This window comes from Geothrix fuzhouensis (assembly GCF_024609325.1).
GTDB classification, from domain to species: domain Bacteria; phylum Acidobacteriota; class Holophagae; order Holophagales; family Holophagaceae; genus Geothrix; species Geothrix fuzhouensis.
The window spans coordinates 512,462-532,368 of sequence record NZ_JANHMQ010000002.1; the positions used below are offsets into that span (position 1 = coordinate 512,462).

Annotated in this window: 18 protein-coding genes; 9 read left to right on the top strand and 9 right to left on the bottom strand. The window is 67.0% G+C overall.

The window, feature by feature from the left end:
* Nucleotides 1–3: 3 nt before the first annotated feature.
* A complete protein-coding gene (locus NOV74_RS09600; RefSeq protein WP_257311570.1) occupies nt 4–726 on the bottom strand; it encodes a hypothetical protein in 723 nt (240 codons plus the stop codon).
* 339 nt (nt 727–1,065) lie between these two features.
* Between NOV74_RS09600 and NOV74_RS09605 the strand changes: the two genes are divergently transcribed.
* Complete coding sequence (locus tag NOV74_RS09605) at nt 1,066–1,851, top strand: NRDE family protein (RefSeq protein ID WP_257311573.1); 786 nt, start codon at nt 1,066–1,068, stop codon at nt 1,849–1,851.
* A complete protein-coding gene (locus NOV74_RS09610) occupies nt 1,848–2,183 on the top strand; it encodes a hypothetical protein (RefSeq protein ID WP_257311575.1) in 336 nt (111 codons plus the stop codon). The genes NOV74_RS09605 and NOV74_RS09610 overlap by 4 nt, the downstream gene beginning before the upstream one ends.
* Before the next feature lie 269 nt (nt 2,184–2,452).
* On the opposite strand, the gene NOV74_RS09615 is transcribed toward NOV74_RS09610, so the two are convergent.
* Entirely contained in the window at nt 2,453–2,848 is a 396-nt protein-coding gene (locus NOV74_RS09615; RefSeq protein ID WP_257311577.1) for a hypothetical protein, read from the bottom strand.
* 62 nt (nt 2,849–2,910) lie between these two features.
* Between NOV74_RS09615 and NOV74_RS09620 the strand changes: the two genes are divergently transcribed.
* Complete coding sequence (locus NOV74_RS09620; protein ID WP_257311579.1) at nt 2,911–3,792, top strand: tRNA (adenosine(37)-N6)-dimethylallyltransferase; 882 nt, start codon at nt 2,911–2,913, stop codon at nt 3,790–3,792.
* Nucleotides 3,789–4,460: an enoyl-CoA hydratase/isomerase family protein gene (locus NOV74_RS09625; protein ID WP_257311581.1), complete on the top strand. Its 672-nt coding sequence runs from the start codon at nt 3,789–3,791 to the stop codon at nt 4,458–4,460. The genes NOV74_RS09620 and NOV74_RS09625 overlap by 4 nt, the downstream gene beginning before the upstream one ends.
* Here NOV74_RS09625 and NOV74_RS09630 read toward each other — a convergent pair.
* Both NOV74_RS09630 and NOV74_RS09635 read right to left on the bottom strand, forming a co-directional pair.
* On the bottom strand, nt 4,438–5,196 hold the full coding sequence (locus NOV74_RS09630) for a YIP1 family protein (RefSeq protein ID WP_257311584.1): 759 nt from the start codon (nt 5,194–5,196) through the stop codon (nt 4,438–4,440). The genes NOV74_RS09625 and NOV74_RS09630 overlap by 23 nt on opposite strands.
* Nucleotides 5,197–5,225: 29 nt before the next feature.
* Nucleotides 5,226–6,764, bottom strand: a complete 1,539-nt coding sequence (locus NOV74_RS09635) for a sigma 54-interacting transcriptional regulator (protein ID WP_257311587.1) — start codon at nt 6,762–6,764, stop codon at nt 5,226–5,228.
* 109 nt (nt 6,765–6,873) lie between these two features.
* Here NOV74_RS09635 and NOV74_RS09640 point away from each other — a divergent pair, with 109 nt between their 5' ends.
* A complete protein-coding gene (locus NOV74_RS09640) occupies nt 6,874–9,411 on the top strand; it encodes a serine/threonine-protein kinase (RefSeq protein ID WP_257311590.1) in 2,538 nt (845 codons plus the stop codon).
* Nucleotides 9,412–9,427: 16 nt separating this feature from the next.
* Here NOV74_RS09640 and NOV74_RS09645 read toward each other — a convergent pair whose 3' ends face one another.
* A complete protein-coding gene (locus NOV74_RS09645; protein ID WP_257311593.1) occupies nt 9,428–10,174 on the bottom strand; it encodes a lysophospholipid acyltransferase family protein in 747 nt (248 codons plus the stop codon).
* Between the two features lie 45 nt (nt 10,175–10,219).
* Between NOV74_RS09645 and NOV74_RS09650 the strand changes: the two genes are divergently transcribed.
* A complete protein-coding gene (locus NOV74_RS09650) occupies nt 10,220–10,438 on the top strand; it encodes a hypothetical protein (RefSeq protein ID WP_257311597.1) in 219 nt (72 codons plus the stop codon).
* Nucleotides 10,439–10,553: 115 nt separating this feature from the next.
* Here NOV74_RS09650 and ric read toward each other — a convergent pair whose 3' ends face one another.
* From ric to ispG, 4 genes are all read right to left on the bottom strand, one after another.
* Nucleotides 10,554–11,270: an iron-sulfur cluster repair di-iron protein gene (gene ric, locus NOV74_RS09655; RefSeq protein WP_257311599.1), complete on the bottom strand. Its 717-nt coding sequence runs from the start codon at nt 11,268–11,270 to the stop codon at nt 10,554–10,556.
* Nucleotides 11,271–11,408: 138 nt separating this feature from the next.
* Nucleotides 11,409–13,868 (bottom strand): SIS domain-containing protein, encoded by a 2,460-nt coding sequence (locus tag NOV74_RS09660; protein WP_257311602.1) that lies wholly within the window; start codon nt 13,866–13,868, stop codon nt 11,409–11,411.
* Nucleotides 13,869–14,137: 269 nt separating this feature from the next.
* A complete protein-coding gene (gene yidD, locus NOV74_RS09665; RefSeq protein WP_371748439.1) occupies nt 14,138–14,362 on the bottom strand; it encodes a membrane protein insertion efficiency factor YidD in 225 nt (74 codons plus the stop codon).
* 73 nt (nt 14,363–14,435) lie between these two features.
* Complete coding sequence (ispG, locus tag NOV74_RS09670) at nt 14,436–15,542, bottom strand: flavodoxin-dependent (E)-4-hydroxy-3-methylbut-2-enyl-diphosphate synthase (RefSeq protein ID WP_257311608.1); 1,107 nt, start codon at nt 15,540–15,542, stop codon at nt 14,436–14,438.
* Nucleotides 15,543–15,750: 208 nt separating this feature from the next.
* Between ispG and NOV74_RS09675 the strand changes: the two genes are divergently transcribed.
* From NOV74_RS09675 to mobB, 3 genes are read left to right on the top strand one after another with little or no spacing between them, the layout of a single operon-like run.
* The gene (locus NOV74_RS09675; RefSeq protein ID WP_257311611.1) at nt 15,751–16,086 is read left to right on the top strand and encodes an STAS domain-containing protein; all 336 of its coding nucleotides are present in this window, start codon (nt 15,751–15,753) and stop codon (nt 16,084–16,086) included.
* Between the two features lie 4 nt (nt 16,087–16,090).
* Nucleotides 16,091–19,159, top strand: coding sequence for a BamA/OMP85 family outer membrane protein (locus NOV74_RS09680; protein ID WP_257311614.1), 3,069 nt, complete (start codon nt 16,091–16,093; stop codon nt 19,157–19,159).
* A gap of 34 nt (nt 19,160–19,193) precedes the next feature.
* On the top strand, nt 19,194–19,697 hold the full coding sequence (gene mobB, locus NOV74_RS09685; RefSeq protein WP_257312468.1) for a molybdopterin-guanine dinucleotide biosynthesis protein B: 504 nt from the start codon (nt 19,194–19,196) through the stop codon (nt 19,695–19,697).
* The last annotated feature ends 210 nt before the right edge of the window (nt 19,698–19,907 follow it).

Genomic DNA, 19,907 nt, shown 5'->3' on the forward strand with positions numbered 1-19,907 from the left:
CGCCTATAGAATCACGCTGCAGCGGGTGGTGTCCTTGGCACTGAAGGGCTTACCCAGGGCGGCGCCCTGTACCTCTGCCTGCTCGTCCAGCACCAGCAGCCGGTTTTGGCTGCGCTGGAAGCGCTGGCGGATCTCGATCTTCGTCCAGACGCTGGCCACGAGCATCACCCGGGCCTTGATCTCGATGCGGTGGATCATGGCCAGGGGCAGGCCGTCCTGGCCAATCCAGACTGTGGCCTCATGCTCGGCCTTCTTCAGGTGGCTGCGGGCTTCGGCATCCAGCTCCAGGTCGAGGGCCAGTTTCAGGCGCCGGGCCGGCCGGCCCTCGTAGGTATCCACCTTCTCCTCCAGCACCCGGGCCTTTTCCAGTTGCTCCAGCAGACCCTCTGCGGGGCGCAACTCGTCGTGGAACTCGGCGGAGCCCTTCTTGGCCGATCCGGTGCCCTTGGAGGTTCCCTTTCCCTTCCCCTGGACCTTCGCCGGCACGGCCGCCGGACGGCTGTCCTCGAGGATCCGGATCCCCTCCGGCCCATCCTCCACCAAAGTGGAGCGGTGCTCGGTGACATCCTTCCCGGACGCCCGCTCCAGGCTCTCCGCCTCGATCTTCACCCGTACTTTCGCGGGTGCCGGAAGGCCGCGGAGGGCGGCCTTCAAGTCCGAGAGGCCGTCGGCCTGGAGCAGAGAGCCGCAGAGGGCCAGGATGGCGAGGGGGAGGGCAGGGCGCATGGGCGGATCCTTGGATGGGAAGACTACGGGCTCCTCCGGCAGCGGTTGAGCCGGGCCTATGATTAGGGCCTGTTTTCAAATTGGGGTGCGGCCGCGCAAGGGGCGCCGCCCAAGCGAGACAAGGAGAACGACGATGGCAATAGCGGCACTATTGGCGAGGAGTTCGACGCAGTATCGCGCCGGGCGCCGCCCCTTGCCCTTCGGGACGAGGCCAGCCGCACCCCTGGCTGCGTTGGCGGCCTCGAACGATGTCCCGCATCGCCCTTCGGCCCCCGCCTTGCCATGGGCGCGGCTGGCCGACGTCGCGGCTCACACCCAATTTGAAAACAGGCCCTAACCATGTGCCTCATCGCGCTCGCCTACCGCGCCCATCCGGAATTCGAACTTGTCATCGCCGCCAACCGCGATGAATTCCATGCCCGTCCCACCGCACCCGCCGGGGCCTGGGAGGATGCTCCCGACGTGTTCGGCGGGCGCGATCTGTCGCAGGGTGGCAGCTGGCTCGCCCTATCGAAGCGGGGCCGGCTGGCCTGTGTCACCAACGTGAGACGCATGGCGGTACCCGATCCGGCCGCGCCGTCCCGGGGTGGGCTGGTGGCCTCCTTCGTGCGAGGGGGGCGGCCGGCCCAGGCCTTCTCGGATGAGCTCGCGGGCCGGGCGCTGGTCTTCGCCGGGTTCAACCTGCTGCTTTGGGACGGGGCGGACCTCCGCTACCTGAACAATCACCCGCGGTTCGTATCGCGGGAGGTGCCGCCGGGGGTGCACGTCGTCTCCAACGCGGATCTGGATACGCCGTGGCCCAAGACCGAAAAACTCCGGCGTGTGATGGCGGACTGGGTCGCCGCGGGCGAGGAAGACGAAGCGCCCCTGGTCGTCGCCCTGGCGGACCAGACGCCCGCCGCCGATGCGGACCTGCCCGACACCGGCGTGGGGCTCGATCTGGAGCGCCTGCTGTCGCCGGCCTTCATCGTCAGCCCGCGGTACGGCACCCGCTGCACGACGGTTGTCGCCGTTCGCCGGGATGGCTCGGCGCACTTCTCCGAATGGCGCTTCGATCCCTCCGGACAGCTGGCCGGGCGCACCGATACCCGGATGAGCCCTGCGCCCAAAGGCGGTGCGTCATGAGCGGGTCTGGCCCCTCAAGTGCCTCCCAGGGCCGGTTCGAGGACGGCCTGCGCTTTCTCGCCACGGCGCTGGCGCTGGACATCGACCGCCGCCACAGCGCGGCCATCGTGACCGCCGCCTGCGACGCCATCCAATGTTTCCTGGTGGTCTTCGAGACCGCCGCCCAGCGCCACTTGTCCGATCCTGAAGGCGAGACCGCCCGGCTGCGGGGCCAGTTGGAAGCGCTGCTTACGCCCCGGCAGTCCCCCGAGGATGCCGCCCGCAACGCCTTGGAGGCCGCCCGCCTGGCCAGGGATCAGGCCGCTCTGCTGCTGCCGAGGCTGATGGAATAAAACCACCTGCTTATCGGCGAGCCTCAGCCTGAAAGTCTGAAACCGCAGAGGTCGCAGATGGGCGCAGAAAAGCGTACATACGCGGAGGTTTGCGGAGGAGCCGAGGGAAGCGGAGGTAAGGAACAGGCACCTGGCGCTCCAGCTAGGACATCCGGCCCCAGGTTGCACTTCGCGCCGCCCGCTGAGGGATGTCCGCGGTGAGCCGGGGCGCTTCTGTGCCTTCTGAGTTCCTGCTTTTCTGGCTGAGATCCGCCGATGATTAGATAAAACTAAAAGTTGACCCGGCCCAGGGGAACGTTCCGGGGCACGGGGTTGCCGCCGAAACGGTCCACGGGCTGGGTGGCGGAGGCCAGGCTTGCCGATTCGGGGAGGTCGCCGCCAATGGTGCGGAGGAAGCGCCGGAGGTCCTGGCGGAACCAGGCGATGAACTCCTGGAAGGCCACCTGGCGCAATTCCTCCTGGGTCAACTCACCGACCACCTCCACCACCGCCGAGGCGGATTCCGCCGGGGGGGTGAAGGTATGCCAGGGCCGGGTGCCCCCATGGCTGTCTCCCATGATCCGGGACAGGAAGGCGCTATCCTTCCCTGGTTCCGGCGCCTCGGGACGGGGCGCATCCCCGGCGAAGAGGCCGGAGGCGAGGCAGAGACAGAGCAGGGCACGCATGGTTTTGGAGTGACGCCACGGGGGCCGAGGTTCCCAGCCTCCAGACTCAGTAGACTGAACCCATGCCCATCGCGATCCTCGGACCCACAGCCTCCGGCAAGTCCGCCGTGGCCGTGGCTGTGGCCCGTCGGGTGGGGGGCACCGTGGTGAACGGGGATCCCTACCAGGCCATCGCGGGCCTCGCCATCGGCACTGGCCAACCGGACCCGGCCGAGCAGGGCGGCGTGCCCCACCTTGGTTATGGCGAACTGCCCCTCTCGACCCGTCCCAATCCCACGGGTTTTGGCGCATGGGTGCGGGAGAGGCTCTCGGCCTGTCGTGAGCCTGTGCTGGTAACGGGATCTGGCCTTTATCTGCGGGGCATCTGGGACCAGCTCAGCGATCTGCCAGAGGTGCCGGCAGCCCTGGTGGAGCGCGTCCGCCATTGGGAAGACGTGCTTGGCGCGCCCGTCCTGTACCGCTATCTGGCTGCCGTGGATCCGGCCCGGGCCGCCGCCCTGCATCCCAACGACAGCGCTCGCATTCAGCGTGCCCTGGCCCTGCATCTGGGCACCGGGCAGCCCCCTTCGACCTTTCTGTCCGGTCCGGATACGGGCATTCCTGATGGCTGGCGGGTCCTGGTGGTCACGCCCGGCCGCGAGCGGCAGCGGGAGCGCGTGGCCGCCCGGGTGGCCGCCCAGGTGCGCGCGGGGTGGCCGGAGGAGGTGCAAGGTCTGGTGGCTGCGGGCCATGCCGCGGATCTGGTGGCGCTGCGGCCCCTGGGCTATTCAGCCTGGATGTCAGGGGGGCCGCCCGCCATCCTTCAGGCCAGCGTGGTGCAGGAGACCCAGGCCTACGCCAAGCGCCAGGCCACCTGGTTCCGCAACCAGTTGCCCGGAGCGCCCACCTGGGATCCTGACACCGAGCCGCTGGAGGCGGCCTTCGCCCGGCTGGGGCTGGCATGACGCCGACTCTGTGGTACGAGGGAAGGACCTCCCTGGAATTGTTGCGCAACACGGACTGGGCCTGGATCGGACTGCGCTCGGGCGATGGCCTCAACCGTCTGCACAGCGAGCTGCTGGTGGCGCTGGATCGCCTGTTCATCGAGCTGCGCGCTGCCGGCGTGCGCAGGGTCGCGCTCAGCAATGCTGGCTGGCTGGCGGGCCGGGGCCATCACTTCTCGGCGGGTGCGGATCTGCACGAGGTGGGCGCCTTGGACCCCGTGTCGGCGGAGCCCTTCGCGAGGCGGGGCCAACGCGTGATGGGGCACCTGCTCTGGCCGGGCTGGCGCACGCTCACGTTGATCTCGGGCGTGGCCATGGGTGGCGGCTGCGACCTGGCTTTGCATGGCCAGGAGCGCTGGGCCGTGGCGGCGGATCCCATCACAGGCAAGGGGGGCCTGCGCCTGGCCCATCCCGCCGCCAAGCACGGCATTCTCACGGGCTTCGGCGGCACCGTGCGCCTGCCGGAGCTCCTGGGTCGCGAAGGGGCGGACCGGCTCTTCCGGCAATTCGAGACGTGGGGCACGGGCGAGGCGCTGGCCGCAGGGGCGGTGCAACGCGTGATCGAGCCCGAGGCGGCGCGGGCCGCCATGCTCGATTGGCTACAGGCTAGCGTCCCGCAGCCGCGATGATCGCGGGAATGGCCAGGATGGCGATGAGACCACAGCAGCAGAGGAGGATGAGGGGGGTCAGCGCGGCGCAGACGCCCCGCCAGGTGTCAGTCTTGTGCATGCGGGCCAGGCCCATGCCAATGACCACCATGCCGGCGATCTGCACCAGGAAGCCGATGTAGGGGATGAGGCCGCCGATCTGGATGAAGGCGGAGGCGTAGCCGTAGGCGCGGATGGTCTGGCCCATGCCCACACCGGGTTTGAGACCGCCCCACATCCACAGGAAGAGGTGGTTGAAGATCCCTCCGATGAGCATGCCCAGGAAGGTGAAGAGCGGCATGAGCAGGAGGATGGCACCGAAGATGACGGGCATAACGGCGACGATGGTCTTGCCTTCGCCTTTGCCGGTCTGCTCCAGGGCGGCGAGGATGATGCCCATGCCCACGAAGAAGAAGAGCAGGGCCATGATGAGGAACACTGGGATCGACAGCAGCAGCAGGAAGCGCCAGGGGGCGCCGAGACCCTCGGTGGCGGGCACGCGGTCGAAGAGTTCCATGGGGTTGCTGAAGACCAGCCTGAACATGGCGCCGACTCGGGCCCAGAAGCCGGGAATGGCCTCGATATCCTCGAAGGGGATGGGGCGGAGGGGCGGCGCCTCCAGCGGCGGCGGGGCGAAGGTCGGGGGCGGCAGGGCGGGCGGCTCGTCCAGCTGAATGGCCGGGGGCAGGGCATCATTGGGGCCAGTGATTTCGCTCATCCGTCGCTCCGGGAATGCGCTCAAACCTATCACGCTTCGCGGAAGTCCTTGGGCCTCAAGCCCAGCTTTTCCAGGCGTGAAAGCAGGGTGGAGGGGGGCAAGCCGGCCAGAGTCGCGGCGCCTTCCGTCCCGGTGATCTTGCCGCGGGTGTGGTGGAGCAGGCGTTCCAGGTAGGTGCGCTCCTGAACTTCCCAGGTGAGGGGACGGCCGGCCCGCTCGCCGCCGCCTCGGGCGGGCAGGGCGCCGGGGGGCAGGCGTAGCTCGCGGCCGGCCGAGAGGATCGCGGCCCGCTCCAGGACATTGTGCAGTTCACGCACGTTGCCGGGCCAGAGGTAGGCCTCCAGCTGCTCCCGCACCCCTTCGGGCAGGTGGATGGGGGGGCGGCGGTTCTCCCGGGCGAAGCGATCGAGGAAGGCCTCGGCGAGGACGGAAATGTCATCGGGCCGCTCGCGCAAGGGTGGGAGATGGATAGGGAAGACGCTGAGCCGGTAGAAGAGGTCTTCCCGGAACCGCCCCTCGGCCACGGCCCGACGCAGGTCCGTGTGGGTGGCTGCCACGAGGCGCACATCCACTTTGCGGGATTTCTCAGCGCCCAGGGGATCGATCTCCTTCTCCTGGATGGCCCGCAACAGCTTGGGCTGGAGCTCCAACGGCAGGTCGCCGATCTCGTCGAGGAAGAGGGTGCCGCCGTCCGCCAGCTCAAACCGCCCTTTCCGGGCAGAGGCCGCACCGCTGAAGGCGCCTTTCACATGGCCAAACAGCTCGGATTCGATGAGCGTGGCGGGCAGGGCGCTGCAGTTCACCTTGATGAAGGGCTTCTCGCGGCGGGGCGAGAGATGGTGGAGAGTCTGGGCCACCTTTTCCTTGCCCGTGCCTGTCTCGCCCGTGATGAGCACCGTCGCCACCGTGGCGGCCACCTGGCGCAGCTGGTCCAGGATGGCGCGCATGGCGGGGCTCTCGGCCCGGAGAGGTTCCTGCAGCACGTCCCGCCGCTGGACCTCGCGGAAGTAGCTGACTTCTTCGGCTAGGCTGCGTTCGCGCTCGGCCAGGCGGGTCAGGTGCTCCGCCTGCTTGATCCCCAGGGCCAGCAGCGAGGCGAAGACGCCCACGTGGTGCAGCACGCTCTCCGGGTACTGGCGGCACACCATGGCATCCAAGGTCATGAGGCCGAAGGTTTCGCCCCGGCTGCGCAGCGGCGCCACCAGGCAGCTGTGGCCGTGGGGCATCTCGAGCAGCCCATGGAAGGTGTCCTCGCCGGGATCGTCCTCTTCGAAGGTGGCGGGTTTGGACCGGGCCTTGAGGGCCTGCAGGAGGCGCAGGTTCCCCCGGATGGGGATGAGGGCCTCCGCCAGCTGCGGCGTGGCCAGGGGCCCCACCGCGTAGGCCACCCGCAGGGCCTCCCCTTCCCGGAGCAGCACCGTGGCCAGGTCATAGGGCACCAGCTGGCCCAAGCGCTCAAACGCGTGGGCCACCATGCGCTCGGGCTCTTCGCCCAGGGTGAGCAGAGCCCCGGCTTCTTCCACCAGACGGGCGCCCGTCAGGGCGGTCTCGAGATCCGGTGTGGCCACGGGCACCTCCGGCCTGATTCTCGACATTTCGAGATTCCGGTCAAGCGATCGGCAGTTAAACGCTTCGCTAGTCCGAAAGGTATACTTCTCAAGATCTGTAAGGACACGCTTGACCCCAGACGCCCTCACCTTCGGTTCCTACCGTCTGCTAGCCCGCCTGGGCGAAGGGGCCATGGGCGAGGTCTGGAAGGCCCTGGACCTCCGGCTTGAGCGGGAGGTGGCCCTCAAGATCCTCAAGGACGCGAATGACCTGCGCCGCAAGGCGCTCATCGGCGAGGCCAAGCTGGCCTGCCAGCTCAACCATCCGAACATCGCCCACATCTACGACGCCGGGGAGGTCGAAGGCACCCCCTACATCGCGATGGAGCTGGTGGAGGGCCGCACCCTCCGCGCCCTCGTGGGCCGGCCGCTGGAGGCGGAGGCCCTGCAGGACCTGGCCCGCCAGGCGGCCTCGGCACTCTCCCATGCCCATCAGAAGGGCATCGTCCACCGCGACATCAAGCCTGAGAACATGCTCCTCGCGGACGATGGGCAGCTCAAGATCCTGGATTTCGGCATTGCCCGCCGGGGCGTCGAGGATGTCCCTCTGGGCCAGACCTCCCACCACCTGACCCTCGTCGAGAGCACCGCGCCGGGGTACAGCCAGGGCACGCCTGCCTACATGAGCCCCGAGCAGGCCAACGGCCAGCCGCTCACAGGCCAGTCCGACCAGTTCAGCCTGGGCGTGGTGCTCTACGAACTCGCCACGGCCACCCATCCCTTCCGTCGCGCCAGCCTGGTGGACACCCTCTACGCCGTGACGCGGGACGAGCCCAGGCCGCTGTCTGAGCTGCGACCCGACCTGCCGCGCACCCTCCAGGGCGCCATCCACCGCCTGATGGCGAAGGCGCCCACGGATCGTTTTCCCAATCTGCAGGCCCTCGCCGCCGGGCTGTCTGAAGACAACCCCACCTCCAACGTGCCCCACCTCAGTCTGTCGGTCGCTCGGCTCCCGAATGCCAGGCGCTGGTGGATCCTGGGGTCCGTGGCTGCCGTCCTGGTCGCCGGGGTGGCCCTAGGGGGCTTCCTGATCCGCCGGTCGCTGGCCACAGGGCTCGGCGAGGCGCGACGGGCTTCCCTGGTGGACTTCACCAAAGGGCGGCGGGTGGTGGCCATCCTGCCCCTGGAACAGCTGCAGCCGGATCCTGAAACCGCCTGGCTGAGCAACAGCTTCGCGGATGCCATGGCCAATGGCCTGGTGCGCCGGGAGGATCTCCTGGTGGTGGATCGCCTGCGGGTGGTCGAGGCCATGACCCAATTGGGCGACACACCGGGGCGCGCCCCGAAGGCCCTGGGCGAGCTCGGCCGCCAGCTCAAGGCCGAGCTGCTGGTCATGGGCAGCTACCAGGTGGTCGGCGGCCAGCTCCGCATGACGGTTCGGGTCGTGGACACGGCCCAGGGGGCCACCCGCCATCAGTTCCAGCTCGACCGGCCCCAAGCCGAACTGCTGAAACTGGAGGATGAGCTGCAGCAGCGGCTGCCGCAGGAGATGGGCCTGGGCAGCGATACCGGCGCCCTCCGGATTCAGGCGAAGAACCCTCGGACCCGCGAGCTCTATACCAAGGCCCTGCAGCTCATCACGGAGGGCAACGGCAACCAGGATTCGGCCCAGCTGGCCAATTCGCTGCTCGCCTCGGCCATCGAAATCGAGCCGGATTACGCCCCGGCCCGCGCCGAGTATGCCTGGAGCCTTGCCGAACTGGGTGCCCTCCGGGCCCTCGGACAGGGACGCTTCGAGGAAAGCCAGGAACTGCTGCGCCAGGGGAAGGCGGCCGCCGAGGCGGCCATCGCCCTGGATCCCAGCGCCTCGCAGGCCTACCGGGCGCTTGGATCGATCCTGCTCCGCCTGGGCGACGTAGAGGGTGCCAGCCGCTCCGCGCTTCAGGCGGTGCGCCTGGATCCAGCGGATCATCGGGCCTACGACGTGCTGGCTGACGTCTTCGCCGGGTTGGAAGGGGAGGACAACCACCAGGCGGCACGCCGCTACTTCGAGAAGTCTCTGGCGCTGTTCCCAGAGGGCTGGCAGGCTCACCACCGCTATGGTGTGCTGCTGCAAAACGATGGCGTGCTGCCGGCGGCCCTCCAGCATGCGGATCGCGCCATCGCCCTGCGCCCCGCCGCCGAGTACGCCTATGTCACCGCCGCGGACTCCCTGCTGTGGATGGGGCGCGCGGCGGAGGCAGAGCCCCGGTTGCGGGCGGGTCTTCGCGAGGTTCCGGGCTCCAACGTCCTGCGCAGCCTCATGGCCTATGCGGCCTGGGACCTCGGGGACCGGAACACAGCCCTAAGCTACATCCGCGAACTAACGGGGGCCTGGCCTCCGGATCACTCCAGCACGTTGCTCCTGGCGGGGGTGAAGAAGGCGGTGGAAGGCGATGCCGCCGGGGCCCTGGCCGTGTTCGAGGGCTACCGGCTGAAGCTCCTGGCTATGGACCTCGCCACCAAGAAGCACAACGAAAAGCGGGTGCTCTCCCTGAACCTGTATTTCATGGCGCGCGTGGCCGCCAAGCTGGGCGATGCCGGCGAAGCCAGGAACCTGGTGGACCTGGCGGATCGCCTGCACCCGGGCAAGCGGCAGGTGGCCCAGCAGGACCCGGTCTTCCGCTAGGCCACGAGCGTCAGGGCTAGGCCGTGCCGCGGCCCTCGGCCCGAAGTGTTTCAATGCGGCTGCGGACGTCGGCCATCAGCGACTCCCGGTCCGCGTGGGCGGCGGGATCCACGGGCTCGCCCACCACCACCACGTAGGGGCCAGGACGGAGGCGGAGGCTGTCCGGGGGGAGCACCTCACGACCCCCCACCGTGGCCATGGGGACGATCGGCACCCTTGCGTCCATGGCCAAGGCGAAGCCACCCTTCTTGAAGGGCAGCATGCCGTCCGTGCGGCTGCGGGTGCCTTCGGGGAAGATCACCACGCTCTTGCCCCCTCGGATCTGGTCGGCGGCCGCGCGGATGCTCTTGATGGCCCGTTCCCGGTCGCCCCGATCGATGAAGATGGCGCCCGCGACCCAGGCCGCCCAGCCGACGAAGGGCAGGTACTTCACTTCCTTCTTGGCGATGTAGACCGCTGGAATCGGCAGGGCACCGATCAGGATCGGCGGGTCCATCTGGCTTTCATGGTTGGACATGAAGATCACCGGTTGGCGCCCCTCCCGGATGGCGTCGGGCAGCCGTTCCCAGCCTTTGAGGGTGAAGGGGATGTGGCAGAACCAGGCCATGCCTCGGGCATACATCGGCCCGATGGTGAAGAAGGCGCGCCTCCGCCCCAGGAAGGGGATGGCCAGCAGAATGCCGATCACGACAGCCGGGACCAGGATCATGCCCCAGACGGCCATCACAGCCGCCCCCCCCACTGTGTTCCGCCAGCTGGCCACGAAACCTCCGTATGCTATTCAAACTAGCAGTTCTGGAGGTCACTCATGGGTATCACCGAGCAGATCCTGACTGACCATGCCGCGCGGAAGGACCACGACGGTGTCACCTGGTTCACTGTGGCCGACCTGGAACGGCTGGGCATCCACGACCAGCTCTTCACCATCATGCAGACCGTCCAGCACACCCTCCGCATGCGGAAGGCGCGCCAGGTGGTCGAAAGCCATGGCTGCACCGACCGGTGGAGCCTCGAGGACGCGCACTGATCCGGATCCACGCTCAAAAAGCAAGGATCACCACCAAGGCACCAAGAACGACCTTCTCTTTTCTTGGTGCCTTGGTGGTGGAAGGTTCTTTTCCCGCCTTGGATGCTTCCTGATATCAGGCCTGGACGCCGGCTTCCAGGGCCACGGCGCGTGGGTGGAGGATCTGATTCTCCAGGTAGATGTGCAGGTGGAGATCCTGTTCCAGGGTCTCGAACCCGTCGTAGAGGGCGCGGAAGGTGGCACAGCCGTCCGCAGGCACGGTATAGGTGCCAGTGATCTCACGCAGCTCGACCAGCAGGGCCCCCACAGCTTCGTGCTCCAGCTCCATGACACGGATGGGGCTCTGCACAGTACCGAAGCAGGAGGACCCTGACTGGCCCTGCTCCAATTGGCCGATGAAGGGAAAGAGGATCTGTTCTTCCTTCATCATGTGCGGCATGAGGTCGGCCACCAGGGCCCGGTAGAGCTCAGTGACGCGACCCAGTTCGGGATGCCGCTCGCCGTGGGCCCGGAGCACCTTCTCAAGCAGCAGCTCCAGCCGGGGCATCTCCTCGCGGAGGTAGTCGTGGTGCGTGGATACGATGTGCTGCGTGAGATCCGCGAGGGGGGCCTGGGCCCAGTCGCGGGGGGACGAGACGCCCGCCATGAAGGGTTCCAGGGTCTCGAGGCCCTTCAGGATGTCAGCCGGAGCCTGGTTTGCCACGTGGCAGGCCTCCTCGAGGCTGCGGTGCCCGCCACAGCAGTAGTCGATGCCCAGGCGCTCGAAATAGCGCATGGTTTCGGGCCGGGCCAGGACCAGTTCGCCCACCTTGGTGTTCAACTCCACGTTCATGCCGGCTCCTTGGTGGGGACAACCCCAGGCTTCCAAGATGGAGCTTCATGGCCGTGAGGGGGGTCACATCTTGACTAAAAAGGTCAGATTATCTTTAATACTTCGAATATCTAATTTAAATCGTTTGTTATGATTTATTTAATCCACCGTGATGGATTTGGAGACGTTCTTGGGGGCATCCGGATGGACCCCATGATCGGCCACGGTCAGCCGGTTCAGATACTCCATCTTCAGCACCGACATGCGGAAGGCCAGACGCTGCAATGCGACCGTGGCCGCGAAGGCAAAGAGGTTGGCATCGCCGCTGGCGGGGACCTCGATGTACTTCGACCAGTAGCGTTCCTGGCCCATGGGCTTGCCGGCCACCGCGAGGGCCAGCTCGGGATTCTTCTCGGCGATGAGCAGGATGTCGGCGCCGCGGATCTTGTGGGTGTGGATCTGGCTGATGGTGATGCGTACGTCGCGCTCTTCATTGGGGCACACGAAGACCAGGGGGTAGTTGGAGAAGCGCGTCTCCACCAGCTCGGGCCAGGCCTGGAGGGCCTCGATGCCACCGGCGAAGGGGCGCCCGTCCCGGTGCTGCTCGTAGACCTCCAGCAGACTCGCCAGGTCCTGGATGGAAAACAGGGTGTTCTTGCCGAGGATGGTGTTGGGGCCGTGCTTGAACTCGGCGGCGTCGTAGCCCTCGGCGTGGTTCAGCACCACCTCGCGAATCTTGAGGGCGCCTTCCCGCGCCAGACCGATGAGGCCCGTGCCGAGGATGTGCAGCGAAGGCTCAAGGTAGAGGCGCTTCGCAGCCTCTTCCACATCGGCCTCGCTGATCCGCAGGGTCTCCGTGATGAGGTCCTTGGCCCGCTCCAGGTTCGCGGCGACTTTGCGCTCCGTGAGCGAGAAGGTCGCCGCCAGCACGTAGAGGATGGCCACCTGGTTGAGGAAGCTCTTGGTGGCGGCCACGGCGATCTCAGGGCCGCAGAGGATGGGCAGGTAGAACTCGGACAGCTCCTGGGGGATGCGGCTGTTCTCGTTGTTCACCAGGGAAATGCGGCGCAGGCCAGGCACGCGGGCCCGCACGTCCGTGAAGATGTCCACCAGGTCCTTCGTCTCGCCGGATTGGGTGATGCCAACGAGGAGGTCGTGCGGCTGGAGCGTATTCAGGTACATGGAGCGGAAGATGCCGGGGTTGCAAGGGAAGACGGCCACGCCCGCCAGATTGTTGAAGAAAGTCCCCGCCACCAGAGCCGCATGGTACGAGGTGCCCGAGGCGACCAGGAAAATGCGGCCGCCCTCTTTCCCGGCCTCACGGATGGCCTGCACCAGTTCCTGGAGGTGGCGCGTGACCCGGCGCTGCTTCTTCCACACGATGAGGAGATCGAAGAGCGCCAAGGTTTCCAGAGCCTGGGGGGCCAGGCGGCCGAGGTCCGCCAGCAGCTGCCGCTCGTCGGAGATCGGCTGCCCCCGGTGGGCGTGCAGCACCTCGGCGTGGGGCCGCACGCGGGTGGCCAGCTCCTGGTGGACGGAATCGAGCAGCAGCGTCTCGAAGGCATTGGCCAGGGCGGCTTCGTCCGCCGCCTCATACAGGGCCAGCACTTTCGCCACCAGGGCCTTGCAGAGGTCTTGGCGGTCCTCGAAGGCGGCGAACAGGCTCTCGGTCTCGGGGGTGCGGAAGTAGTAGCGCAGCACCTCGTCGAGGTTGTCGGGGGCCGAGGCGATCTCCTGCTCCATGAAGTAGTGGAAGGGATCCCGCAGGCCGGTGTCCCGCACGTTCAGCTTGGAACGCTTGGGGCGCGGCTTGGAAAACGCGAGCCTCCCGCCCAGCGTGAACACAAGGTATTCACGCTCGGTGAACCAGATGCCTTCGCCTTCGGAGAGGGGAATGAGCATGCGGGTCTTGGAGAGCACGGAGGTGAGGTCGCTGGAGACCACCACGAAGTCGCCATGGGCGTCCGTGCCGATGCCTGCGTACAGGGAGGAGCCGGATTTCACGGCCACCACGCCGGGCACCTTGGGGTCGGCGAAAGCCGCGGCGTACGAGCCTTCCCCGCGAGCATCGGCGGTGCGGGCGGCGTCCAGCAGGAGAAAGGCGCCGTCCGGAATCGCGGCATTCAACGCGGCAGCCGCGCAGGCAGCGCGACAGGCGGCCAGTGCCGGCCCGGGATTCGCCAGGTTGGCGGCGTAGGCGTCCTCGGTGAGGTGCGTGATCATCTCCCCGTCATTGTCCGAGACCACGGCATGGCCCTGGGCGGTGAGGGTGGGCTTCAGCGCATCCGTGTTCGAGATGTTGCCGTTGTGAGCACCCACCAGCTCCACTTTGCAGCGCACGTGGTGGGGCTGGCTGTTCACGTCCGAAACCGCGCCGTAGGTGGCCCACCTCACCTGGCCGATGAAGCGCTGGCCGCCCTGGCGGTCGATGCCCAGCTCCGGTACCACACGACTGGGGGCGCCCACCTTCTTGAGGAGCGTGATGACGCCGTCTGCGTCGATGAAGGAGGCGCCCGTGGAGTCGTAGCCCCGGTACTCCAGCCGCTTCAGCAGCTCACCGGCCTCGTGGCCCATGGCGGCGACTTCAGTGGCATAACAGAGCGAGACGATTCCACACATAGGGCGACTCCAGCGGATTAGTCCAAATGACCATCTTGGTGAGTTTCGCCGTAACCTTCAAATCTTGGAAAAGCTGGAAGATCACCACCACCACGCCAAGACACCAGGAAAGACACATCTTTATCGGTGTTCATCTGTGTTCATCGGTGGCTGCTTTCATCTTTTTTCCCACGAGCCACCGAGCCCACTAGGGAAAGATAGAACACCGATGAACGCCGATCAAAGCTGATGAACACCGATAAAAGAAAGTCATTCTTTGGTGGAGAATTTTAGGGAACGGGATCGATGCCGCCGCTCGTCAGGGGCGAACAGCGGATCAGCCGCCAGGTGGTGAGCAGGCCGCCCCGCAGGGTGCCGTACTTCTGGATGCAGGCCAGGCCATAGTGGCTGCAGGTGGGCGTGAACTTGCACTGGGTGGGCAGGTGACTGGAGAGTGTGACCTGGTAGGTACGGATCGCGCCCCGGCAGACCCAGGCGGTGGGCTGGAAGCGCACGGGCAGGAAGGCTTCCAGCACCAGGAAGAGCCCGAAGGCCGCCAGGGGGTGGGCCGCCAGCCAGTCCAAAGACCTAGGCCTTCGCCGCATCGGCCTCGGCCTTGACCTTGCGGGCCTCCTCCAGGAAGGCGGGGACGAGGTCCTCCTCCTTCACCTTCCGGATGAGCTCGCCCTTGCGGTAGATGAGGCCCTCGCCCGCGCCGCCGGCCACGCCGAGATCCGCGTCCTTGGCTTCGCCGGGGCCGTTCACCACGCAGCCCATCACCGCGTAGGTGATGTTCTCGTGGTTGATCAGCTTCAGGCCTTCCTCGATCTCGTTGGCCACCCGGTTGAGGTCAATCTGTACCCGGCCGCAGCTGGGGCAGCTCACCATGCGGAAGCCGCCGGAACGCAAGGCCAGGGCCCGCAGCAGCTCGTGGCCCACACGGCATTCGTCCTCCCCGTCACCGGTGAGAGAGACGCGGATGGTGTCGCCCAGGCCCTCGGCCAACAGGATGCCCATACCAATGCTGGAGCGGATGGTGCCACCGAAGGGCGTGCCGGCCTCCGTGATGCCCAGGTGGAAGGGGTAGTCCACCTGCTTCGCGAGCAAGCGGTAGGCCTGCACGGTGCGGATCACGTCGCTGGCCTTGAGGCTGATCTTGATGTCGCGGAAGCCCTCGCGCTCCAGCACGTCGATGTGGCGCAGGGCGCTCTCCACCATGGCTTCGGGGGTGGCCGTGCCGAACTTCTCCAGCAGGTCCTTTTCGAGGCTGCCGCCATTCACGCCAATGCGGATGGGGATGCCCTTCGACCCGGCCTTGTCCACCACCGCCTTGACGCGGTCCTGGCCGCCGATGTTGCCTGGATTGATGCGCAGGCAGGCGGCGCCGCCGTCCGCGGCCACCAGGGCCAGGCGGTAGTCGAAGTGGATGTCGGCCACCACGGGAATGGGGCTGCGGTCGCAGATCTCGTGGAAAACCTCACCGGCCTTCTTGGTGGGGACGCTCACCCGCACGATCTCGCAGCCGGCATTGGCGTAGTTGTAGATCTGCTGGACGGTGGCCTCCACGTCCCGGGTGTCCGTCTTGGTCATGCTCTGGACGGTGATGGGGGCGTCCCCGCCCACCGGCACCTTGCCCACCAGGATCTGGCGGGTCTTCCGGCGGGGGGCGAGGGGCTGGAGTTCCTGGTCGGACATGGGGCCTCGGAATCAAAGATTTCAGTGTACCCACCTATGCCCTGGGCCGGAGGCCCCCGGGCGTTGGCCCGGCTGGCCCTTGGAAATGCCTCACGTGGCCTCGGATTCCTGGAACGGGGGCCTCCCATGCCGGATGCTTCCAGGCGGTTCCAGGCTTGCGCTGGGTCTTGGCAGGCTTGCTACACTGGCCCCTCACCCCGAGGCCCCCATGATCATGAACACACGCAAGCACAACGACGTGCTGATCCTCTACCCGGAGGGAAAAATCACCCTGGGCGATGGCGATCAGGAACTGGGCGAGGCGGTCCGCACTTCACTTGTCGAGGGCGCCCGCAAGATCGTGATCAATTTCAGCAAGGTGAGCTACCTGGATTCCTCAGGTGTGGGCGAGCTGGTGGGCTGCTTCACGTCGATCAAGGGCAAGGGTGGCGAGCTGCGCATCTGCGGCATGAGTTCGAAGATCTTCAGTCTCATCAAGATGACCAGCCTGCACTCGGTTTTCGAAGTGAAGGACACCGAGGAAGAGGCGTTGGCCGGATTCTGAGGCGGTGCGATCCCGCGCCGCCCTCGGGTACAGCCTCCTGGCCCTGGTTCCTGCCGCGGGCCAGGAGGCTGCGTCCGCTCGCCCCGTGACGGCCATCCGGGTTGAGGGCGGCGACCTGGATGATCGGCGTTTCGCGGAAGCCGCCCTCGGGCTGAAGGTGGGCCAGATGGTGGATGCCGCGGGCTTCCAGCAGGCCCTGGCCGCGGTTCGCCTGGTGGACCGATATCGCACGGTGGAGGGGAATCTCGGTGGGAATGGCGAGATCCTGGTGCGCCTGGACCCTCTGCTGCCGGTGGCCACGTGGCGCTGGGAGGGTGATCCCCTGCCTGAGAAACTGCGCAAGACCCTGCTTCCTGAACTGAGAAAGGGCCAGCGATTGGGCCCCCAGCACCTTGCGTTCCTGGAGCGGAGCGGCGAGCAGCGTCTGCGGGAAGCCGGGTTTCGCCAGGCCGACGTGAAGGCGACGGTGGAAGCGGGGGGGCGGCAACTCCGGCTGATGCTCACCCTTGGTGCTCCCAGGCTCATCCGGGAGGTTCGCCTTGAGGGAGACCCCGCCCCCTACACGCGCGAGTACTTGCTGAAGACCGCGGGCATCACGCCTGGCCGGACGCAATGGACACCGGTGGTCCAGCGCGAGGCCCAGCGCCGATTGCGACAGCGGCTGGTGAAGGATCGCCGGCTGGAAGGGTCCATCCGCCTCGCCCCCGCCGAGGGTGACAGCGGCACCCTCGTCCTGGAGGTCCGGCCGGGGCCGAAGGTCAAGCTGAAGGCCAAGGGCATGGACCTGCTCGGCCCACTTTGGGGCCGTCCGCGGCTGACGGAGTTCGTGCCTCTGGCCCGGTCTGAACGCTACGCACCGAGCCTGCTGGACGAGGGTGACGGCCGGATCGCTGCCTACTTCCGCGACCAGGGCTATCCCGAAGTCCAGGTCTCCCATGATCGCGTCGTCACCGCAGGCACGGCCGAGCGGCCCGAGGCGGTGACCATCACCTTCACCGTGGCTCAGGGTCCCCGCCGCGTCCTGGGCACGGTGCGGTTCGAGGGGAACCGCGAACTGTCCGAAGAGGAATTGCAGAAGGCCGTGCACCTGCCCAAGCGGTTTCTCATCCTGCCAACCCATGCCAAGGCCGAGGCCATGAAGGCCATGGAGGACCGGCTCACCACCTACTACCTCCAGCGGGGTTTCCCTGAAGTGCGGGTGCGCCGCCGGGTGGAAGGTGTCAAGGGCGCCGCCGTGGAGGTGCGCTTCATCATCCGGGAAGGGCAGCGGCGCTTCCTGGATGCACTGGTGTTGGAGCTGCCGCCAGATCCTGCTTTCCCCAGAGACCGCTTGACGCGGAGCCTGCTGCAAGTGCTGTCGGATCACCCCGTGGCAGTGCGGGGAACCTCCCGTTACCGCTCGGACCGGCGTCATCTCCAGGGCTTCGCAGGCACCCTGGAGACCACGCCCGAAGGGGCACGCCTGACCTTCAAGCCGGCCTTGCCGTTGGTCCGGAACGACCTGGCCCTGGTGGTCTCCGACTTGCGGCAGCGGCTCTCCTCGGCGGGATCGGCCGATCCCAAGGTGAAGCTCACCTTTGAGGACGACGAAACCCATCCAGTGGTGCGTTTCCAGGTACCGCCCCAACCCCTCGACCGCACGCGCCGGCTGGTGGTGCAGGGCAGCGACCGGACTCGCGCCGAGGCGGTACTGCGTGAAGCTGGACTGGCCCCGGGCTTCCCGTTGGATCCCGCAAAGCTGGACAATGCCCAGGTCCAGCTCGGCGGACTGGGTGCCTTCCAGCGGGTGGACCTGCTCACCTTGAAGGAACTCCCTGGTCAAGAGAAGGAGCCCTGGCAGCGCGGAGATCTGGCCCTGCGTCTGCAGGAGCGGAATCCCTGGGTGTTCACCGAATCGTTCGGCTATGACAATACCCAGGGCTACCACTTCGGCCTGAACGCCCAACGCCTGAATGTCGGCGGCATGGGGCGGTCCCTGGATTTCGGCCTGCGGGCCGGGGATCAGACCCTCGACAGCCCCTTCCTGCGGCGGGCCTTCCCCACCGGCGATATCAAGCGATCCGTGGACAGCTACAGTGTCGGCTATACCGATCCCTGGTTCCTTCCGGGTTCGCTGGACTCTCTGCTGGCGCCCCGGACGCGCTTCCGGGTGGAAGGCGCCTATATCGAGGAGGCCCAGGCCGCCTTCTTCGCCCGTCGTCGGCGCTTCACGCCGAGCCTGGAATGGAAGATCAGCCCCGTGCAAGTGGTCCAGTTCGGGTACCGCTTCGAGCGGGTCGAGGTGGCGTCCAACACGGACAGCAATAATGTGCCCTTGCTCGCGGATCAGGATCTCTTCCTGCTGGCGCGGACCCCGGCCCGGAGCATCATCTCCGCGCCCTACCTCCAGATCGCCGTGGACCGCCGCGACCGGCCCTACGATCCCACCCAAGGCACCTTCTTTCTGGGGCGGTTGGAACTGGCGAATCAAGTGTTTGGAACCTCGACCAACAGCAGCTTCGTGAAACTCGACCTCCGGCACCAATGGAATTGGCCCGTGGGGTTCCACGCTGAGTACGGGGTGATCATGGCCAGCACCCGCCTGGGTCTCGCCCGCCCCACCGCGCAATCGGCCAAGGATCTCCCCTTGTCCGAGCGGTTCTTCGGCGGAGGCTCCTTCACCGTGCGTGGCGTGGAGCCGGACATGCTGGGCGATATCCAGCGCTCGGACTCACTCGGCAACAAGCTTGCCCAGCCCATCCCCCTGGGAGGCCAGGCACTGGTGGTCATGAACCTCGAGTACCGGTTCCCCTTCTTCGGCATGCAGAGTGTTTGGGCCGAAGTCTTCGTGGACAGCGGCCAGGTCTATCGCAGCCTGACCAGCCAAACCGACCCGATTACCCAGGAGCGTGTTCCCCCCTCTTTCCCCGCCCTCCGGACCACCCTGGGTGTCGGAATCATCCTGAAGTTGGGCTTCCCCCTCAAACTCGAGTACGCCGCCGACTGGAAGCGCATCATGGGACGCCCCCGGAGCCAGGACGAACGTGACACCCAGCTCAAGAGCGTCCTGATCTCGGCGGGGTTCCAGTTCTGATTGGCCGCGGAACCGGCGGGGAGGGTTGTTCGAGATGAAAGTCATGGGCATCGTTGGTTGGAGCGGAAGCGGGAAGACCAGCCTGTTGATCCAGGTGCTGCCGATTCTTAAGGAACGGGGTCTCCAGGTCTCCACGATGAAGCACGCCCACCATTGGCTCGACGTGGACACGCCCGGCAAGGATTCCTTCCGGCACCGGGAGGCCGGCGCCTCGGAGGTCCTGGTCGTCACGTCCTCCCGGTGGGTGTTGATGCACGAATCTCGGGAGGAGCCCGAACCCAGCATCGAGGCGCTCATCGACCGCATGACGCCGGTGGACCTCCTTCTCATCGAAGGCTTCAAGACCCACCCGCATCCCAAGCTGGAGATCCACCGCCAGTCGGAAGGGAAACCCCTGCTCTGTCCCGAGGATCCCGGGATCGTCGCCGTGGCCAGTGACCGACCGCTGCCAGGACTGGCGGTCCCCGTGCTGGACCTGAACGATCCGGGCGCCATCGCCGAATTCATCCTCGGGCACCTGGGGTTGCGCCGGGATTAAGGGGGCGGCGGTTCGGATCAGCCTGCCCGCCGGACTTCCTCGGCGGCCCGAGACCGCTCGGTGGGAGGTATCACCAAAGGCCGCAAAAGCGGCCTTTGGCTGGTTGGCGCGGGCGGTCTTGACCATCCGACCGAAGCCGAGCGAAGGGAGGATAGGACGGAATCCGCGGAGCGGATTGCCGCCCGAAGGGCGAGGGGCGGAGCCCCGAGT

Coding starts and splice junctions, on each gene's coding strand:
- NOV74_RS09605 (WP_257311573.1), top strand. CDS start 1,066: ATGTGCCTCATCGCGCTCGCCTACCGCGCCCATCCGGAATTCGAACTT.
- NOV74_RS09650 (WP_257311597.1), top strand. CDS start 10,220: ATGGGTATCACCGAGCAGATCCTGACTGACCATGCCGCGCGGAAGGAC.
- NOV74_RS09600 (WP_257311570.1), bottom strand. CDS start 726: ATGCGCCCTGCCCTCCCCCTCGCCATCCTGGCCCTCTGCGGCTCTCTG.
- NOV74_RS09660 (WP_257311602.1), bottom strand. CDS start 13,868: ATGTGTGGAATCGTCTCGCTCTGTTATGCCACTGAAGTCGCCGCCATG.
- NOV74_RS09625 (WP_257311581.1), top strand. CDS start 3,789: ATGACGCCGACTCTGTGGTACGAGGGAAGGACCTCCCTGGAATTGTTG.
- NOV74_RS09610 (WP_257311575.1), top strand. CDS start 1,848: ATGAGCGGGTCTGGCCCCTCAAGTGCCTCCCAGGGCCGGTTCGAGGAC.
- NOV74_RS09675 (WP_257311611.1), top strand. CDS start 15,751: ATGATCATGAACACACGCAAGCACAACGACGTGCTGATCCTCTACCCG.
- NOV74_RS09630 (WP_257311584.1), bottom strand. CDS start 5,196: ATGAGCGAAATCACTGGCCCCAATGATGCCCTGCCCCCGGCCATTCAG.
- NOV74_RS09620 (WP_257311579.1), top strand. CDS start 2,911: ATGCCCATCGCGATCCTCGGACCCACAGCCTCCGGCAAGTCCGCCGTG.
- ric (WP_257311599.1), bottom strand. CDS start 11,270: ATGAACGTGGAGTTGAACACCAAGGTGGGCGAACTGGTCCTGGCCCGG.
- ispG (WP_257311608.1), bottom strand. CDS start 15,542: ATGTCCGACCAGGAACTCCAGCCCCTCGCCCCCCGCCGGAAGACCCGC.
- NOV74_RS09615 (WP_257311577.1), bottom strand. CDS start 2,848: ATGCGTGCCCTGCTCTGTCTCTGCCTCGCCTCCGGCCTCTTCGCCGGG.
- mobB (WP_257312468.1), top strand. CDS start 19,194: ATGAAAGTCATGGGCATCGTTGGTTGGAGCGGAAGCGGGAAGACCAGC.